Raw genomic sequence first — 18012 nt, 5'->3', positions numbered from 1 at the left:
GGAGATTGTTTAATGTCTATATCTGATCCTCTTGGTGATATGTTGACACGTGTTCGCAATGCGCTTTGTCGTAAAAAAGGGAAAGTGGTTACTCCTGCTTCAAAGCTCCGCGCACATGTTTTAGATGTTTTGCAATCAGAAGGTTACATTCGTGGATATAACCAAGTTGACTCTGGTAATGGGAAATCTGAAATTGAAATTGAGTTAAAGTATTTTGAAGGCTCGTCTGCTATTCGTAAGATTTCGCGTGTTTCAAAGCCAGGGCGTCGTGTGTATGTTTCTGCTAAATCTATTCCTCCGGTGGCAAATGGTCTTGGTATTTCGATTTTGTCAACTTCCAAAGGAGTTATGGCTGATCATGAGGCACGCGAGAAGAATGTTGGTGGAGAGCTTCTTTGTAGTATTTTCTAAGCGATTAGAAAGTGGTGGAAGAAAAATTAGGTTAGAACAATGTCTCGTATTGGAAAAAAACCCATTTCAGTTCCTTCAGGAGTTATTGCATCTGTTGAAGGTCAAGTTGTCAAAGCGAAGGGGCCTAAAGGTGAACTGAGCTATGTCGTGAATGATGAGGTCTTGGTTAAACTTGAGGGCGATGTTGTATTTGTTTCGCCTCGGGATCAGTCAAAAGATGCACGCTCTAAATGGGGGATGTCTCGCTCAATGATTGAGAATATTTTTTGTGGGGTAAAGGACGGCTTTGAGAAGAGGCTTGAGATTAGCGGTGTTGGTTATCGTGCGGCTTTGCAGGGGAGGGATGTCCAATTGTCTTTAGGTTTTTCTCACGATATTATTTATAAAGTGCCGTCAGGTGTAACTGTAACGGTTCCAAAGCCGACAGAGATTGTTGTTTCTGGGGTTAATAAACAGCAGGTTGGGCAGATTGCGGCAGAGATTCGTGGGTATCGTAGGCCTGAGCCTTATAAAGGTAAGGGTATCAGGCATGCAGATGAGCGTATCTTCCGTAAGGAGGGTAAAAAGAAATGAGGATTTTGTATCATGGTTTCATCTAAGGACATTATCCATCGGCGTGCGCGGCGTGTTCGTCGTCGGATTAAGGCGGTCTCTAAAGATCGTTTAAGGCTTAGTGTTTTTCGTTCGAATCAAAATATTTATGTTCAAATTATTGATGATTCACGCGGTTGTACGCTTGTTTCTGCTTCTACTCTTGAGGGAGATTTAAAAAAATCTTTGAGAACAGGTGCAGATAAAGAGGCTGCTTTTGCTGTTGGTAAATTGATTGCTGAGCGTGCAAAGAGAATCGGTATTGATAAGGTTGTATTTGATCGTGGTGCATATGTTTATCATGGTAGGGTAAGGGCTTTGGCTGAAGCTGCTCGTGAAGGCGGATTGAGTTTTTAGCATGTTTTTATTTATAGGTTTTTAGAAGGAAACTTTAGGGTATTTCGTGTAGGTTCCCTTGGTTTTTTTGTTTGGACGTTTTAAACGTGCTTCCGGAAAAGAAAAAGGAATGAGGAATGGCACAAAAAGAGCGCAATGAGCGGGATGAGCATGATGGTGAATTTGTAGATAGGCTTGTTCATATTAATCGTGTTGCTAAGGTTGTAAAGGGCGGTCGTCGTTTTGGTTTTGCTGCTCTTGTTGTGGTTGGAGATCAAAAAGGGCGTGTCGGATTTGGTCATGGTAAGGCACGTGAGGTACCTGAAGCTGTTCGAAAAGCAACAGAGTCAGCAAAGAGGGGGATGATTTATGTTCCTCTTCGTTCTGGGCGTACGTTACATCATGATCTAGAAGGTCGTCATGGAGCGGGGAGGGTTTTGTTGCGTTCTGCTTCTGCTGGTACTGGCATTATTGCCGGAGGGCCAATGCGTGCTATTTTTGAAACTCTTGGCATGCAGGATGTTGTCGCGAAATCGCTTGGATCTTCAAATCCGTACAACATGGTACGAGCAACTTTTGATGCATTGAAGCGTCAAATGCATCCTAAGGATATTGCTGCTCGACGTGGTATAAAATATTCAACTTTGCAAGCTCGTCGTCAGAATTTTGTTGGTACAGAAGGCTAGTTCCTGGAGTTGCTAGAAAAGGAATTAAGAAATGGTTGAGAAAAAGTCTCAGAGTGTTAGGGTCGTGACAGTAGAGCAAATTGGGAGCCCGATTCGGTGTCCGCGGATTCAACGAGAGACTCTAAAGGGACTTGGGTTAAATAAGATGCATCGCCGTAGAACTTTAGAGGATACTTCGTGTGTTCGTGGTATGATCACTAAGGTTCAGCATCTTGTTCGAGTTGTAGATGAATATTGAAGATCGCGGGAGTATAGGAATATGAGACTCAATGAGCTGCGTGATTGTAAAGGAGCGACAAGGAACTGTAAACGTGTTGGGCGTGGTATCGGTTCGGGGTTTGGAAAAACTGGTGGTCGTGGAGTCAAGGGGCAAAAGTCACGTTCTGGTGTTTCGCTGAATGGTTTTGAGGGTGGGCAAATGCCTATTTATCGTCGTTTACCAAAGCGTGGGTTTAAGAATTTTTTTGCTAAAAGTTATAATGAGGTTTCTCTTGGTCGTATTCAGTTGGCAGTTGATTCCGGTAAGCTGGATATTGAAAAAATAGTTGATAGTTTTGCGCTGAAGGAGGCTGGTGTCATTCGTCGTGCGAAAGATGGAGTTCGTCTTCTTTCTGGTGGTGAATTGAAAGATAAGATTGTATTTAGTGTTTCTGGTGTTTCTAAAGCTGCTCGCCTCAATATTGAGAAGGTAGGTGGTCAAGTTACTTTTTCTGAAGTTGTTCAGTGAATTTGTAAGTTTATTATTTTGATATAGACTAAGTTGTTTAGGTGCATTTAACATATTTTCTTAAGAAATATTTTGACGGGGTATTGGAATTTTATTTCTGTTTATGTGTGGCAATGTGAATTTTGTAGTTATGCTTTTGTATTTTAGAGAAATGGAATGTTGACTGGAGAGGTTTTATGGCGTCAGCAGCTGAGCAATTTGCTTCCAATATAAATTTCGGCACTTTTTCGCGTGCTACGGAATTAAAGAAACGAATTTGGTTTACTTTGTCTGCACTCATTGTGTATCGTTTTGGTACTTACGTTTCTCTTCCTGGTATTAATCTTGATGCTTTGCGGCAGACATTTGAACATCATGCATCTGGCGTGTTAGGATTGTTTAATATGTTCGCTGGGGGTGCTGTTGGTCGCATGGCAATTTTTGCATTAGGAATTATGCCTTATATATCAGCATCGATTATTGTACAATTGTTAACGTCTATCATTCCCTCATTAGAGTCTCTTAAGAAAGAGGGTGAGGTGGGGCGTAAGATTATTAATCAGTATACTCGGTATGTAACGGTTGTTTTAGCGGTCATGCAGGCTTTTGGTATTGCTGTTGCGCTTGAAACTGGTATAGGAACAGGACTTCAAATAGTTTTAGAGCCAGGCCTTATGTTTCGTATTTCTTCTGTTATTACACTTGTTGGAGGTACAATGTTTCTGATGTGGCTTGGAGAACAGATCACGTCACGCGGTATCGGTAACGGAGTTTCTCTTATCATTTTTGTAGGAATTGTAGCCAATTTTCCTTCCACTTTTGCTCAGCTTTTGACCGCTCACAGTCAGGCTGATTTATCGACCTTTTTATTAATTGGAATTGTTTTTATCGCTGTTTCTGTTATAGGGGTTATTGTTTTTGTAGAACGTGCACAGAGGAAAATCCTCATTCAATATCCAAAGCGTCAAGTTGGTAATCAGATCTTTCAGGGAGATATGTCTCACCTTCCTTTGAAATTAAATACTGCTGGTGTTATTCCTCCGATTTTTGCTTCTTCTTTATTATTATTGCCTGCAACTGTTAATAATTTTTCTGATAAAATGCCACACTGGGTTCAGTTTATTTCTTATTCTCTTGGTCATGGACAGCCCCTTTACATGATCGTTTATGCTATTCTAATGGCATTTTTTTGCTTTTTTTATACAGCGATTGTATTTAATCCAAAGGATACAGCTGATCAATTAAAAAAACATTCTGGTTTTGTTCCAGGAATTCGTCCTGGAGAACGTACAGCTGAGTATATTGATTATGTTTTAACACGTATTACTGTCGTTGGTGCTGTTTATATTATTTTGGTTTGTTTGTTACCTGAGTTTATGGTATCTGCGTTACGGATTCCTTTTTATCTTGGTGGAACTTCTTTGTTGATTGTTGTTACTGTTACGCTTGATACAGTCTCTCAAATTCAGGGGCATCTTGTTGCACACCAATATGAAGGGTTGATTAAAAAATCAAGACTTCGTGGAGGTAGAAGGAGTCGATGAGAGTCATTTTTTTGGGGCCTCCTGGATCTGGAAAAGGTACGCAAGCTAGAATATTAGCTGAAGAATACCACGTTCCTCAATTGTCAACTGGTGATATGTTACGTGAGGCTATTGCAAAAAAGACAGAAATTGGTAAAAAAGCTGAAGTTATTGTGAATTCTGGATTTTTGGTTCCCGATAGTATAGTTAATCGTATTGTATCAGATCGTATTGATAAAAATGATTGTATAAGTGGTTTCGTGTTGGATGGATATCCACGTACGGTTAGACAAGCAGAAGCTTTGGAACAAGTTTTGAAATCAAAAAATATGCCTCTTGATGTTGTTATTGAGTTAGCTGTTGATGAAGATGTGTTAATTGAACGTATGAAGAGACGTGTTCAGGATGCTATAGTTTCTGGGTTACAAGTTCGTGCAGATGATAATTCTGTTTCTTTTGCAAAGAGATTAGTAGAATACCGAGAAAAGACGGCTCCTTTATCAAATTTTTATTTAAAAATTGGTTTATTAAAGATAATTAATGGGATGCTTGATGTTACTGAAGTATCACGCATCATTAGGGAGTTTTTTAATAGAGATTTTTTTATAAATAAATAAAATATGTTGACTTTTGTAATAAAATCTATCAAAAGCTGCTTTGGTTTATTTAATAATAATAGTAGGATTTTAAGCGTTTTACGCTGAGTCTGTGTTTTGCAAGGTATGTGGTGTATTTTGCAGTTTGTTGTGGACATAATCAAGGAGAGTAGGCGTGGCTCGTATTGCTGGCGTCAATATACCGACGAATAAGCGCGTAGTTATTGCGCTTCAATATATCCATGGAATTGGACAGAAATTTGCTCAAGAAATCACTGAAAAGGTTGGTATTCCTTCGGGGCGCCGTGTGAGTGAGCTTTCGGATGCTGAGGTGTTGCAGATTCGTGAAGCAATAGATCAGAGTTATCAGGTTGAAGGTGATTTGCGTCGTGACGTTGCTATGAATATTAAGCGTTTGATGGATCTTGGCTGTTACCGTGGATTGCGTCATCGTCGTTCTTTACCAGTTCGTGGGCAACGTACACATACAAATGCGCGTACACGTAAAGGTCCGGCTAGGGCTATTGCTGGTAAAAAGAAGCAGTAGTATCTTAAAAGTAAATAGTTTTGCTTTTAAGATATTTTTGTTTTTTTAGATTTTTTTTAGAGAGCAAATGTCCGGGTAGAACTGCTGATGTTGCGGCAGTGCGGAGATCAGTGAAAGGAAAAATATGGCCAAGGAAGCCACACGCGTTCGTCGTCGCGAGAGAAAAAATATCTCATCAGGTATTGTGCATATCAATTCAACATTTAATAACACAATGGTTACTATTACTGACGCTCAAGGAAATGCAATTGCGTGGTCATCTGCGGGTGCTCAGGGTTTTAAAGGTTCTCGGAAGTCGACACCTTTTGCAGCTCAAGTTGCGGCTGAGGATTGTGCTAAGAAAGCTCAAGAGCATGGTATGCGTTCATTAGAGGTTGAAGTTTGTGGTCCTGGGGCAGGTCGGGAGTCTGCTTTACGTGCATTGCAATCTGTTGGTTTTATAATTACTTCCATTCGCGATGTGACGCCGATTCCTCATAATGGGTGTCGTCCAAGAAAAAGACGGCGTGTTTAATCGGGTATTGTTTTTTGTTATCAGAGCTTTCTCTGATGTTCACATTGGCCGTTGCGATTGAATGGTAGTGGAACTAAAGAATGGGAATAAAGGTATGATCCAGAAAAACTGGCAGGAGCTGATTAAACCAAGCAAGGTTGAGTTTTATGCGCATGATAATCCAAATGTTTTAAGCGTGGTTGCTGAGCCTCTTGAGCGTGGTTTTGGTTTGACATTAGGAAATGCGCTTCGTCGCGTATTGTTGTCGTCGCTTCGTGGTGCTGCGGTTACTGCTGTACAAATTGACGGTGTTTTGCATGAATTTTCGTCGATTCCGGGTGTTCGTGAGGATGTTACAGATATTATCTTAAATATCAAAGAGATTGCTCTTCGTATGGAAGAGGAGGGGTCTAAGCGTATTATCGTTTGTAAAGAAGGGCCTGGTGTTGTGAAAGCTGGGGATATTAATACTGTTGGAGATATGGAGGTTTTAAATCCAGAGCATGTTATTTGCACTCTTGATGAGGGTGCTGAGATTCGTATGGAATTAATTGTTAATACGGGAAAGGGGTATGTTCCATCTGATCGAAATTGTATTGATGATGCACCAATAGGTCTTATTCCAGTTGATAGTCTTTATTCTCCAATTCGCAAGGTATCTTATAAAGTAGAAAATACCCGTGAAGGTCAGGTTCTCGATTATGATAAATTAACGTTGACGATTGAAACTAACGGTGCTGTTAATGGAGAGGATGCCGTTGCTTTTGCCGCACGTATTCTTCAGGATCAATTGTCTTTGTTTATTAATTTTGAGGAGCCGCAGAAAGAAGTTGTTGAAGAAACTCCATCTGAGCTTGCTTTTAATCCTGCACTTCTTAAAAAAGTTGATGAGTTAGAGCTTTCTGTTCGTTCTGCAAATTGTCTCAAAAATGACAATATTGTCTATATCGGTGATCTCATTCAGAAGACGGAATCTGAAATGCTTCGAACCCCAAATTTTGGGAGAAAATCGTTAAATGAAATTAAAGAAGTTTTGGCATGCATGGGATTGCATCTTGGTATGGAGATTCCTTCTTGGCCACCTGAAAATATTGATGATCTTGCGAAGCGGTATGAGGATCAGTATTAAATTAGGAATTAAGGAGAAATTTTATGCGCCATAGTAAGTCAGGTCGTAAGTTGAACCGAACTGCTAGTCATCGTAAGGCGATGTTTGCGAATATGGCGGCTTCGTTGATTGAGCATGAGCAGGTTATGACAACATTGCCAAAGGCTAAAGAAATTCGTCCTATCGTTGAAAAATTGGTTACTCTTGGTAAGCGTGGGGATTTGCATGCACGTCGACAAGCAATTTCAGCTATTCGTGATGTTGGAAAAGTTGCTAAGCTTTTTAGTACTCTTGCTCCGCGCTATGCGTCCAGAAATGGCGGATATTTGCGAATTATGAAAGCGGGTTTTCGTGTGGGTGATAATGCTCCTATGGCTGTTATAGAATTCGTTGATCGTGACGTCGATGCGAAGGGGGCTATAGATCGTGCACGTATGGAAAGTTTAATTAACGAAAAAGAATCTTCTTCATAAGGTAATTTTTTTATTGAGTTTTAAAAGCCGCCTTTCGAAGGCGGTTTTTTATTACCATTTAAAATTGGTTTATTATTGTAGAGATAATTTGGAGAGGATAGTGCATGATATTAAATTATTTTATTTTTATAATATTTATTTTCAGATAGGTTATTTTTGTTTTAAATTGTGAATATTAATGATACTCCTATATTTTATAGGGGATGGGGGGGGGTTATCTTGTTAAGGAATTAAGCAGTTTTATGAGGAGTGAGTAATGAAGAGTCCTTTTTTTTTGTGTTTTTTTTTATGGTTATGGCGCAGATGTTGTTTCACTGTGCATATGCTCAAGTTCCGCAAACACAATCAGAAATAACTCTTTCATTTTCTCCTTTAGTTAAAAAGGCCATTCCATCTGTTGTAAATATTTATGCTGCTCGGCAGGTAAGAATACGTTCTCCTTTTGAGGGTGATCCGTTTTTTGAGCAATTTTTTGGTCGTTATCAAGATAATCTTCCTTTACGTAAACAATCATCATTGGGGTCTGGGGTAATCGTTGATGCGCATGGTTTGATTGTCACCAATTATCATGTCATCAAGGATGCAAACGAAATTAAAGTTGCTCTTTCTGATGGGCGGGAGTTTGAAAGTAAGATTATTCTAAAAGATGAAGCAACTGATATTGCTGTGCTTGAAATTGATGCAAAAGGAGCGCAATTTCCTGTTCTTCCTTTGGGAAATTCTGATTCCGTTGAGGTTGGTGATCTCGTTCTTGCAATTGGTAATCCTTTTGGTGTTGGTCAAACTGTTACGAGTGGTATTGTTTCGGCGCAAGCGCGCACACGAGTTGGTATTTCTGATTTTGATTTTTTTATTCAGACAGATGCTGCTATTAATCCAGGTAATTCTGGCGGAGCTTTGATTGACATGAAGGGACAATTAATTGGCATTAATACGGCTATTTATTCTCGGTCTGGTGGTTCTGTTGGTATTGGTTTTGCTATTCCTGTGAATCTTGTAAAGGCGATTCTTGATACTGTGAGACGTGGTGGAAAGTATTTTGTACCACCTTACATTGGCGCATCTTTTCAGCGTGTTACACCAGATATTGCGGGTGGTTTAGGGTTAGAACGTCCTTATGGCGCTCTTATCGTTGAGATTACTCAAAATAGCCCAGCCGCAAAGGCTGGTTTAAAAGTAGGTGATGTTATTTTAAGTGTGCAAGGGATACGAGTCGATAATCCAGATAGTCTTGGTTATCGTTTAATGACTGCCGGAATTGGACAAGGGCTTACTTTAGAATATCTGCGTAATGGAAAAATTTTAAAAACGAAAATAATTGTTTCATCAGTACCAGAGACTGCATTTTTAAAATCAGAAAAAATTATGAGTGAAGGGCCTCTTTTGGGGATTGAAGTGTTGGATTTAACACCACAAAATAGTCGACATTTTCATCTTCCTGCTACTGCGAGAGGAGTCATAATTACTAATATTGATGAGATGAGCAATGCTGCAGGGATTTTTCGTTCAGGAGATATTTTGCGTATCGTTAATGGTCACAAAATTCAAACAGTCAGTCAGCTAAAAAGTATCCTTATGCAAGGTCATCCGCGTATTTGGCAGTTGGAATACGAACGCGGTGGTATGTATATTCGTCAGTTTGTTCGTTGAGGTTTTTTTGGATAAAGATTTTTTTATTTCATCTTCTAATTGTTATATAAATGAAAGACGGCCTCTTGCAGAAAGAATGCGTCCTCGTTTTTTGCGTGATGTGGTTGGACAAGGTCATTTGATTGGAGAGGAAGGTTTGCTTTCGCGTATGGTAGCGTCAGGTTCATTTAGTTCAATGATCTTTTGGGGGCCTCCAGGGACAGGGAAAACAACGGTTGCACGTTTATTAGCACTTGAAACAAATTTTTCTTTTGAAACAGTTTCTGCTATTTTTACTGGTGTTGCAGAACTTAAGAAGATTTTTGAAGTGGCTCGGGTTCGTTTTATGTCTGGATGTAAAACACTTTTATTTGTGGATGAAATTCATCGATTTAATCGTTCTCAGCAAGATAGTTTTCTTCCTGTTATAGAAGATGGAACTATAACTCTTGTGGGTGCAACAACAGAAAATCCTTCATTTGAATTGAATTCTGCTCTTCTTTCTCGTTTACGTGTTGTAACGTTTTTTCCACACGATAATGAAAATTTGGGAGCTCTTTTGAAACGTGCTGAAGAAGTAGAAGGAAAACCGCTTCCTGTAGATAGAGATGCCAGGGACGTTTTAATAAAAATGTCTGATGGAGATGCAAGAGCAGCTTTAATATTGGCAGAGGAAATTTGGAGAGTTTCACAATCAGGAGAGATATTTGATGTAGAGGCTCTGCAAAAAATTATTCAACGCCGTGCTCCGATTTATGATAAGGGGCGTGACGGTCACCATAATCTTATTTCGGCATTGCATAAATCTGTTCGCGGATCTGATCCTGATGCTGCCCTTTACTATTTAGCGCGTATGTTTGATGCAGGTGAAGATCCTTCATATATTGGGAGAAGATTGATTCGTATAGCTATTGAAGACGTTGGTTTAGCAGATCCGCAAGCCCTTGTCATTTGTAATGCAGCGAAGGATGCTTATAATTATTTAGGATCTCCTGAGGGAGAGTTAGCTTTGGTACAAGCATGCCTTTATGTCGCAACGGCACCAAAATCAAATGCAACATATCTTGCTTACAGAGAGGCTATGGATAGTGCTCGCAAAAATGGCTCCTTGTTTCCTCCTAGACATATTCTGAATGCGCCCACAAAACTTATGAGGGAGGAGGGATATGGATATGGCTATCGCTATGACCATGATGAACCAGATGCATTTTCAGGGCAAGAATATTTCCCTGAAAAGATTGGACGCCAAATTTATTATAAGCCAAAAGAGTGTGGTTTTGAGCGTGAGATTTTGAAGCGTCTTGAGTGGTGGGAAGGATTGCGTAAAAAACGATCCTGTGAAAAATAATTTTATTTTAGTTGTAATTCAGTTGAAATTTGGAACCATGTTTTCATGGAGTATGTTTTTAATGTTTGTTTATCTTTTATTCGAATAGTAAGAGCATATGCATATAAAATTAAGTTTTATGGAACGTTGTGCTGTTACAACCTGGATGTTGTACATCTTTAAGCGGTTTAATGTGTATCCTTGATTAGTTCTATATTCTCGGGTTATAAATATGCGTGATCAAATCAGATGTATGTCATTTCCTAATTTTTTAAATATCAGAAGGGTATGCTCAAAGCATTGTGTTGAATTAAACTTTTGCTTTTTTTAAAGAAGATGTTGAATATGAATGTACAGCATTTAGTTCGTGTCTTTTGTATGGAGGTATTTTATTGAAAATATGATTTTGTATCGTAATATGGGAAATGAAATTTTTTAAGCTTTATTAATGAATTGGTTGGCTCTACGCAGAGATAAGTATTGAAATAGCTTGTGAAAATCAGAACTCAATACTTTAGTTAATTTAAAGAGAACAGTATACACTAAGTGTTTGGTTGTACGACTTGATAAGGATATGATCGTGGATAAAACAAAAGCTCTAGATGCGGCTCTATCACAAATTGAACGTTCTTTTGGTAAAGGCTCGATCATGCGTCTTGGGCAAAAAGAGCAGGTTGTTGAGATTGAAACAGTTCCAACGGGTTCGTTGTCCTTGGATATTGCTTTAGGTGTAGGTGGGCTACCGAAAGGACGTATTATTGAAATTTATGGACCAGAAAGTTCTGGAAAGACGACACTGGCTCTTCATTCCATTGCTGAGGCGCAAAAAAGCGGTGGGATTTGTGCTTTTATTGATGCGGAGCATGCTCTTGACCCTATTTATGCGCGTAAGCTTGGTGTTGATTTAGAAAATTTGTTTATTTCTCAGCCAGATACCGGAGAACAGGCATTAGAGATTACAGAGACACTCGTTCGTTCTGGTGCAGTTGATGTTCTTGTTGTTGATTCAGTTGCTGCTTTAACACCGCGTGCGGAAATTGATGGGGAAATGGGTGATGCTTTGCCTGGATTACAGGCTCGATTAATGAGTAAGGCTCTGAGAAAATTAACAGCATCAATTTTTCGCTCAAATTGTATGGTTATTTTTATTAATCAAATTCGTATGAAAATTGGTGTTATGTTTGGATCACCTGAAACGACAACAGGTGGAAATGCTTTGAAATTTTATGCTTCAGTTCGTTTGGATATTCGCCGTATTGGTGCAATTAAAGATAGGGATATGGTGGTTGGTAATCAGACACGTGTTAAAGTAGTCAAAAATAAATTAGCTCCTCCATTTAAGCAAGTTGAGTTTGATATTATTTACGGTGAAGGTATCTCTAAGCTAGGCGAGTTAATTGATTTAGGTGTTAAGGTTGGCATTGTAGAAAAATCTGGTGCATGGTTTTCTTATAATTCTCAACGATTGGGACAGGGGCGTGAGAATGCAAAGCAGTTTTTACGTGAACATGCCGAAATAGCGGTAGAGATTGAAACAGCTTTACGTCAAAATGCAGGTTTAATTGCAATTGAATTGCTAGAAAATGTAGGGTCGGATAGCATCGAGAGTGATGGGATAATTTGATAAAATATTTTGTTGAATATAGTTCTTCCATTTCAAATTTTTCTATTTTTTAAAGTCGGATCCATGAGTGGAAAAGAGTTTTTAGTTGGGAGTCGATTTTTCTTTTGTGCTGTACTTTGCAGGTATAAATATGAATAGTGTTAATAGTATTCGGTCAACTTTTTTGAATTATTTTCATCTTAACGGACATAAGATTCTTCCTTCCAGTTCTCTTGTCCCACGTAACGATCCCACACTTATGTTTGTTAATGCAGGAATGGTGCAGTTCAAAAATATTTTTACTGGATTTGAATTGCCTTCATATAAGAGAGTAGCGACTGTACAAAAATGCGTCCGTGCAGGTGGAAAGCATAATGATCTTGATAATGTTGGTTATACATCACGTCATCATACTTTTTTTGAAATGCTCGGTAATTTTTCTTTTGGAGATTATTTCAAAGAAGAAGCAATTTTTTTTGCATGGCATCTTTTGACGAAGGAATTTTGTCTGCCAAAGGATAAGTTGTGGGTAACAGTTTATCATAGTGATGATGTTGCTGCTGAATTGTGGCGTAAAATTTCAGGTCTTCCGGACGAAAAAATCATTCGTATCGTTACGTTTGATAATTTTTGGACAATGGGAGATACAGGGCCTTGTGGTCCATGTTCTGAGATTTTTTATGATCATGGTGATAAAATTTTTGGTGGTCCTCCTGGAGGTGTTAATGAAGATGGTGATCGTTTCGTTGAAATTTGGAACATTGTCTTCATGGAGTATGAGCAGGTAAGTAAAGAAGAGCGTGTTAAATTGCCACATCCTTCTATTGATACTGGAGTAGGATTAGAGCGCATTGCTGCTGTTTTGCAGGGTGTTCATGATAATTATGATATCGACCTTTTTCGTAAATTAATTGGTGCATCAGAAGAAATTACAGGTATTGAAGCAATTGGTGATTTTGTTGCGAGCCATCGTATCATTGTTGATCATCTTCGTTCGTCTGCATTTTTGATTTCTGATGGAGTTCTTCCTTCTAATGAAGGGAGGGGGTACGTTTTACGTCGCATTATGCGTCGTGCTATGCGTCATGCTCATTTTCTTGGTGCAAAGGAATCGTTGATGTTGCGTCTTTTGCCTACTTTAATTTGTGAAATGGGACAGGCTTATCCTGAGTTGGAGCGTGCTGAAGCTTTGATTTCAGAAACATTAAAATTAGAAGAAATGCATTTTCGTAAAACTCTTGAGAGAGGACTTAGTTTATTGAATGAGGCAAGTAGCAATCTTAAAGAAGGTGATTGTCTTGATGGTGAGGTTGCTTTTAAACTTTATGATACGTACGGATTTCCACTTGATTTGACGCAAGATGCTCTTCGGATTCGTGGAATATCCGTTGATGTTTGCGCTTTCAATCAGGAAATGGAACGACAAAAAAAGGAAGCACGTGCCAGCTGGTCTGGTTCTGGGGAAATTGTAACAGAGGAGATTTGGTTTTCTATTCGTGATAAAGTAGGGATTACAGAATTTTTGGGTTATGAAACAGAAAAGTCTAAAGCTGTTGTTACTGCTCTTGTTCATGATGGCAAAGCTGTTGATTGTGTTTCCTCAGGACAAAAAGCTATTGTTGTTGTTAATAAAACGCCTTTTTATGGTGAATCTGGTGGGCAGGTTGGTGACAGTGGTATAATTTCTGGTCAGTCTTTTATTTTTAAAGTACATGATACTCATAAAAAGGGTGATGGTGTTGTTGCTCATATTGGAGAAGTTTTGTCTGGTCAAATAAATATATCTGATTGTGTAGAGCTAACAGTTGATGTTATTCGTCGTAAGAAAATTTGTGCAAATCATTCTGCCACTCATTTACTACATGAAGCTTTGCATCAAGTATTGGGTTCTCATGTCGTACAGAAAGGATCTTTAGTATTACCAGATAGGTTTCGGTTTGATTTTTCTCATTCAAGATCGATTTCTTCAAAAGAGTTGAAAGAAATAGAAGATTTAGTAAATGAAGTTATTTTACAAAATAGTGAAGTAATAACACGCGTTATGGCCGTAAATGATGCGGTTTCTGAAGGAGCTATGGCATTATTTGGTGAAAAATATGGTGATAAAGTTCGTGTCGTTTTCATGGGAAACAAGCCTAAGAAGGAAGGACTGAAAAGACATTGGTCGGTTGAGCTTTGTGGAGGTACGCATGTGGTGAGAACAGGAGATATAGGTTTAATTCACATAGTTTCTGAAAGTTCTGTAGCTGCTGGGGTGCGTCGTATTGAAGCTTTGACAGGTGCAGACGCGCGTCTCTATCTTGTCAATCAAGATAAGCGTATTTGTGACATTGCTGATATTCTAAAAACTTCTCCTGCTGATGTGGAAGAGCGTGTTCGTGTTTTAATTGATGATCGTCGTAAACTTGAGAAAGAATTAAATAATGCACGTAAGAAAATTGCATTAGGAAGTGGAGCTGTAAATGATAATCAAGAAGATGTTATAAATATTAATGGTATTCCTTTTATGGGACGTATTATCAAAAATATTTCAGCACGGGATCTAAAGGCGTTAGTGGATTCTGGAAAAAAGAAAATAGGTTCTGGTGTAGTCTCCTTTATTGGTATTTCTGAGGATGGCAAAGGAAGTATTGTTGTTGGTATCACGGATGATTTAACTAATAAGTTAAGTGCTATTGATTTTGTGCATATTGCTTCAGGTATTTTGGGTGGTCAAGGTGGTGGTGGTCGTCCTGATTTAGCTCAGGCCGGTGGCCCAGATGGAAATAAAGCTGATGAAGTCATTATGGCATTGAAGACTTTTCTTGAGGGATAATTTTTTATTGATTATATGTACCGTTTTTGTTTTGAATTTCTTAAAGAGACTAGATTTTATGATTTAGATAAAACTAATCATTTGTGATGTATGTTGGAAACACCTTTGTGTGTTAGATCTTTTTTTATTTTGAACTCTTATCATTATCTGGCCTATATTGTTAGGTTAGCAGTTTTAAAGTAATCTGTAGAAGCTGTTTTTTTATCAAGAAATCTTTGTTTTAATTTTTACTCAGTGTTTATAAAACAAAAGTAGTACAGTATTGAGCGCTAAAGCATATCAAGATTATGAAAATAAGAATAATGTTTATTTTATGAATTGTGAAATTTATTGTGGATTTAGAAAGTAGATTCTACCATTGGTGATAATAGTAAACATAAAAAAGAAATACTTTTTCCTGCTGTGATATAGCTGAAAGTATGTTCATGAATTCCAAATAAAGATACAAGGTGGTATCTCTAGTATTTGTTACTAGCATAGAGATTCCAAATTTTGCAATATTTTACTTTGAGATCATAAAATTTGAATGATAAGGAAATGCAATTGCAAATACTGGCTTTGATATGATGTGGTAAAGTCAATACAATTGCGTGCGGTTTCTTGTATCTATAAAGATGCAGAAAAAATTAATCAATGAAATTGTATGACAAAGGAACTGTCATGGCAGGTGTAGAAATAAAAAAGGTTGAGGTAGATGAAAATGGAATGCGTGTGGATCGCTGGTTTAAAGTGCGTTATCCAGAGCTTTTATTTGGATATTTACAAAAATTGCTGCGTTCTGGTCAAATCCGAGTAGATGGCGGGCGTGTTAAAGCTGATACACGTCTTTTTTCTGGGCAGTTTGTCCGTGTTCCACCTTTACTTGTTGGTGACAAGGCAAATATTTTTGTATCTAACGGGACTGCTAGTGAGCAGGACAATGGAGAAATGTTGAGAAAAATTCTTCTTTATGAAGATAAAAAAGTTTTTGTTTTTAATAAACCTGCCGGTTTAGCCGTACAAGGTGGTTCTGGTTTAATACATCATTTGGATGGTATGCTTGAGGCGTGGCGTAATAAAAAAGGTGAAAAACCACGTTTGGTTCATCGTCTTGATCGCGAAACATCAGGTGTTTGTGTTGTGGCTAGGTCAAGGGGTGCTGCTCAAGCTTTGACAGCTGCTTTCAGAGCACGAGAAACAAAGAAGACTTATTGGGCACTTGTTCGAGGAGTTCCTAAAAAAAAGCAAGATAAGATTTCAACATGGATGGTGAAAGAAACAACTTCGCATGGTGATAAAATGCGTGTTTGTAATCATGGGGAGCCAGATTCTAGTCATGCAGTTTCCTATTATCGCGTTTTGGATAGTCGTGGGAGAGTTCTTTCGTTGCTTGAAATGGAACCCTATACTGGCAGAACACATCAGCTACGTGTGCATGCTGCTTATATGAACAATCCAATAATTGGCGATTCAAAATATTTTTTTTCCGATAATAATTGGACACTACCTGGTGGAATTCAAAACCGTCTTCATCTTCATGCGCGCCGCATTCGTATACCCCATCCTTCAGGAGGTACTTTGGATATTGTTGCTCCTTTACCACCCCATATGGTACAAAGTTTTAATTTGTTGGCTTTTAATAATATTGATTGTGAAACAGAATAATGAAGAATATTCTTGTCTCCTTTGTTTTATTATGAGAAAAAGCTTTGTACTGTTTTAAAAACATTATGTTGTATATCTTTCACAAAAGCCTGATGAAAATCTTCTACCCAGAAAAAATGAAAATAGTACAAACAGCATAGGTAGAATAGTATGCGTGAAATCTTAGACCACTTTAATGTATCATTGAACCAAGATAATTCCAATTATAAGACTAAAAAACTTTCATATCAGATGCTGCCTAAGAGATTTTATAAAGAAGTGAAAATTGTTGGTGAGGGAAGGGGGTTTTCTATATTACTGGATGAGAATCCAATTAAAACACCTGTTGGACGATGTTTTTTTGTGCCAACGGAGGCATTCGCTAAATTGGTAGTACAAGAATTCGAAGGACAGAAAGAGGTCATTGATCCCGCAAAAATGCCGATTACTCGTCTTGTTAATACAGTTATTGACGGTATAACTGATGATATGCAAGTTATTTTTGAAGATTTATTACGTTTTGTTGCATGTGATATGATTTTTTATCGTGCACAAGCACCAAAAGAGTTGGTACAACGGCAATGCAAACATTGGGATCCACTACTAGACTGGGTAGAAGAAAAACTCGGTTCGCGTTTTAATTTGACAGAGGGGGTTATGCATGTTGAGCAATCACGGGAAGCTGTTCAGGCAGTGAGCAATTATTTACGCAAAATTACTTCTCCTTATGTGCTTGCTGCACTTCATATGATAACAACTTTAACAGGATCAGCTCTTATTGCTATTGCTGTTTTAGAAAAAAAATTAGATCTCAATTATGCTTGGGATATCGCCCACTTGGATGAAGATTGGATGATAGAACAATGGGGAATTGATAAAGAAGCAGCAAAGAATCGAGCCTGTAAAAAAGACGAATTTCAAGCAGCTGATGCAATCATTAAAGCTTGTTTATAAAGAAAAAATCCCATTTTTTTATGGATGTGTACTCATTCTAGAAGTCATAATATTTGTGTAATCTTTTGAGGATTGATTTTTATTTTTTCAAATCCAGGAAAAACCTTGCTGGTTATGCTTAAAATTGCTTTATCATTACTAGGAATAAAGTACCATTTGTTCTTGTCAAAAATAGCAATTATTTCAATTTGGACAGACCGTTTTTTACCAGAATTTGTTGTTGCTATAAAATTTACGGGCATAACAAAATATGGAATGTCGTTATCAAATTTTCCCTTACGTTTATGTTTTTGGTCAATTTGAACATTCTCAATTTTATAATTTTCTTCCAACTGTTCTATTTGATTTTTCATGATTTTTTGAAATTGTGATGTACTTAGGTGTTTTTTTGCAGCTAGGGTTTCGATAATTTGAGGAGGAATAGCATTTAAAATTGCATCTGCATCGATGTTTTTAATCGCTTGACTGTAAGACAATATCGCTTTTTCAAGAGAGGTAAGTTTTTGGTTGGCAACCTTATAACTTTGAACTGCTGAAATGATAAAAGCAATGCATATGAGGATAGGGAAAAGAAGATAAATACGCGACATT

19 protein-coding genes are annotated in these 18012 nt (G+C 38.0%); 18 read left to right on the top strand and 1 reads right to left on the bottom strand.

Annotated elements, in window-relative coordinates; translation table 11 throughout:
• Positions 1-12 precede the first annotated feature (12 nt).
• From rpsH to V4P54_RS03120, 18 genes are all read left to right on the top strand, one after another.
• Positions 13-411: a 30S ribosomal protein S8 gene (gene rpsH / locus V4P54_RS03205; RefSeq protein ID WP_455476624.1), complete on the top strand. Its 399-nt coding sequence runs from the start codon at positions 13-15 to the stop codon at positions 409-411.
• A 39-nt stretch (positions 412-450) separates the two neighbouring features.
• Positions 451-984: a 50S ribosomal protein L6 gene (rplF, locus tag V4P54_RS03200; protein ID WP_455476623.1), complete on the top strand. Its 534-nt coding sequence runs from the start codon at positions 451-453 to the stop codon at positions 982-984.
• A 12-nt stretch (positions 985-996) separates the two neighbouring features.
• Complete coding sequence (rplR, locus tag V4P54_RS03195) at positions 997-1359, top strand: 50S ribosomal protein L18 (protein WP_455476622.1); 363 nt, start codon at positions 997-999, stop codon at positions 1357-1359.
• 116 nt (positions 1360-1475) lie between these two features.
• Positions 1476-2024, top strand: coding sequence for a 30S ribosomal protein S5 (gene rpsE, locus V4P54_RS03190; protein ID WP_455476621.1), 549 nt, complete (start codon positions 1476-1478; stop codon positions 2022-2024).
• 31 nt (positions 2025-2055) lie between these two features.
• Positions 2056-2262: a 50S ribosomal protein L30 gene (gene rpmD / locus V4P54_RS03185; protein ID WP_455476620.1), complete on the top strand. Its 207-nt coding sequence runs from the start codon at positions 2056-2058 to the stop codon at positions 2260-2262.
• 21 nt (positions 2263-2283) lie between these two features.
• Positions 2284-2751 carry a 50S ribosomal protein L15 gene (gene rplO, locus V4P54_RS03180; RefSeq protein ID WP_455476619.1) on the top strand — a complete coding sequence of 156 codons (468 nt, stop codon included), beginning with the start codon at positions 2284-2286 and terminating at the stop codon, positions 2749-2751.
• A gap of 176 nt (positions 2752-2927) precedes the next feature.
• Positions 2928-4274, top strand: coding sequence for a preprotein translocase subunit SecY (secY, locus tag V4P54_RS03175; RefSeq protein WP_455476618.1), 1347 nt, complete (start codon positions 2928-2930; stop codon positions 4272-4274).
• Positions 4271-4870, top strand: a complete 600-nt coding sequence (locus V4P54_RS03170) for an adenylate kinase (RefSeq protein WP_455476617.1) — start codon at positions 4271-4273, stop codon at positions 4868-4870. Before secY ends, V4P54_RS03170 begins: the two co-directional genes overlap by 4 nt.
• Positions 4871-5024: 154 nt before the next feature.
• Positions 5025-5396, top strand: a complete 372-nt coding sequence (gene rpsM / locus V4P54_RS03165) for a 30S ribosomal protein S13 (protein ID WP_455476616.1) — start codon at positions 5025-5027, stop codon at positions 5394-5396.
• A gap of 124 nt (positions 5397-5520) precedes the next feature.
• Positions 5521-5910: a 30S ribosomal protein S11 gene (gene rpsK / locus V4P54_RS03160; RefSeq protein WP_455476615.1), complete on the top strand. Its 390-nt coding sequence runs from the start codon at positions 5521-5523 to the stop codon at positions 5908-5910.
• 94 nt (positions 5911-6004) lie between these two features.
• Positions 6005-7018, top strand: coding sequence for a DNA-directed RNA polymerase subunit alpha (locus tag V4P54_RS03155; RefSeq protein ID WP_455476614.1), 1014 nt, complete (start codon positions 6005-6007; stop codon positions 7016-7018).
• Between the two features lie 23 nt (positions 7019-7041).
• Positions 7042-7470 carry a 50S ribosomal protein L17 gene (gene rplQ, locus V4P54_RS03150; RefSeq protein WP_455476613.1) on the top strand — a complete coding sequence of 143 codons (429 nt, stop codon included), beginning with the start codon at positions 7042-7044 and terminating at the stop codon, positions 7468-7470.
• Between the two features lie 294 nt (positions 7471-7764).
• On the top strand, positions 7765-9120 hold the full coding sequence (locus tag V4P54_RS03145) for a DegQ family serine endoprotease (protein ID WP_455477674.1): 1356 nt from the start codon (positions 7765-7767) through the stop codon (positions 9118-9120).
• Positions 9121-9127: 7 nt separating this feature from the next.
• Positions 9128-10447, top strand: a complete 1320-nt coding sequence (locus V4P54_RS03140; RefSeq protein ID WP_455476612.1) for a replication-associated recombination protein A — start codon at positions 9128-9130, stop codon at positions 10445-10447.
• Between the two features lie 559 nt (positions 10448-11006).
• Positions 11007-12050 carry a recombinase RecA gene (gene recA, locus V4P54_RS03135; protein ID WP_455476611.1) on the top strand — a complete coding sequence of 348 codons (1044 nt, stop codon included), beginning with the start codon at positions 11007-11009 and terminating at the stop codon, positions 12048-12050.
• Positions 12051-12180: 130 nt separating this feature from the next.
• Positions 12181-14844: an alanine--tRNA ligase gene (gene alaS / locus V4P54_RS03130; RefSeq protein ID WP_455476610.1), complete on the top strand. Its 2664-nt coding sequence runs from the start codon at positions 12181-12183 to the stop codon at positions 14842-14844.
• Positions 14845-15504: 660 nt separating this feature from the next.
• Entirely contained in the window at positions 15505-16488 is a 984-nt protein-coding gene (locus V4P54_RS03125) for an RluA family pseudouridine synthase (protein ID WP_455476609.1), read from the top strand.
• 150 nt (positions 16489-16638) lie between these two features.
• Positions 16639-17421, top strand: a complete 783-nt coding sequence (locus tag V4P54_RS03120) for an ATP12 family chaperone protein (RefSeq protein ID WP_455476608.1) — start codon at positions 16639-16641, stop codon at positions 17419-17421.
• Positions 17422-17465: 44 nt separating this feature from the next.
• Here the strand turns inward: V4P54_RS03120 and V4P54_RS03115 are convergent, their stop codons facing one another.
• On the bottom strand, positions 17466-18011 hold the full coding sequence (locus tag V4P54_RS03115) for a hypothetical protein (RefSeq protein ID WP_455476607.1): 546 nt from the start codon (positions 18009-18011) through the stop codon (positions 17466-17468).
• Between the last annotated feature and the right edge of the window lies 1 nt (position 18012).

The sequence above is a fragment of the Bartonella sp. B41 genome (assembly GCF_053795765.1).
The sequence above is the reverse complement of the archived record's forward strand: the minus strand, read 5'-3'. Positions and strand labels throughout refer to the sequence as shown.

Excerpts from the sequence above, each read along its gene's own strand:
- rpsH (WP_455476624.1), top strand. The coding sequence starts at position 13 with ATGTCTATATCTGATCCTCTTGGTGATATGTTGACACGTGTTCGCAAT.
- rplF (WP_455476623.1), top strand. The coding sequence starts at position 451 with ATGTCTCGTATTGGAAAAAAACCCATTTCAGTTCCTTCAGGAGTTATT.
- rplR (WP_455476622.1), top strand. The coding sequence starts at position 997 with ATGGTTTCATCTAAGGACATTATCCATCGGCGTGCGCGGCGTGTTCGT.
- rpsE (WP_455476621.1), top strand. The coding sequence starts at position 1,476 with ATGGCACAAAAAGAGCGCAATGAGCGGGATGAGCATGATGGTGAATTT.
- rpmD (WP_455476620.1), top strand. The coding sequence starts at position 2,056 with ATGGTTGAGAAAAAGTCTCAGAGTGTTAGGGTCGTGACAGTAGAGCAA.
- rplO (WP_455476619.1), top strand. The coding sequence starts at position 2,284 with ATGAGACTCAATGAGCTGCGTGATTGTAAAGGAGCGACAAGGAACTGT.
- secY (WP_455476618.1), top strand. The coding sequence starts at position 2,928 with ATGGCGTCAGCAGCTGAGCAATTTGCTTCCAATATAAATTTCGGCACT.
- V4P54_RS03170 (WP_455476617.1), top strand. The coding sequence starts at position 4,271 with ATGAGAGTCATTTTTTTGGGGCCTCCTGGATCTGGAAAAGGTACGCAA.
- rpsK (WP_455476615.1), top strand. The coding sequence starts at position 5,521 with ATGGCCAAGGAAGCCACACGCGTTCGTCGTCGCGAGAGAAAAAATATC.
- V4P54_RS03155 (WP_455476614.1), top strand. The coding sequence starts at position 6,005 with ATGATCCAGAAAAACTGGCAGGAGCTGATTAAACCAAGCAAGGTTGAG.
- rplQ (WP_455476613.1), top strand. The coding sequence starts at position 7,042 with ATGCGCCATAGTAAGTCAGGTCGTAAGTTGAACCGAACTGCTAGTCAT.
- V4P54_RS03145 (WP_455477674.1), top strand. The coding sequence starts at position 7,765 with ATGGCGCAGATGTTGTTTCACTGTGCATATGCTCAAGTTCCGCAAACA.
- alaS (WP_455476610.1), top strand. The coding sequence starts at position 12,181 with ATGAATAGTGTTAATAGTATTCGGTCAACTTTTTTGAATTATTTTCAT.
- V4P54_RS03125 (WP_455476609.1), top strand. The coding sequence starts at position 15,505 with ATGGCAGGTGTAGAAATAAAAAAGGTTGAGGTAGATGAAAATGGAATG.
- V4P54_RS03120 (WP_455476608.1), top strand. The coding sequence starts at position 16,639 with ATGCGTGAAATCTTAGACCACTTTAATGTATCATTGAACCAAGATAAT.
- V4P54_RS03115 (WP_455476607.1), bottom strand. The coding sequence starts at position 18,011 with ATGTCGCGTATTTATCTTCTTTTCCCTATCCTCATATGCATTGCTTTT.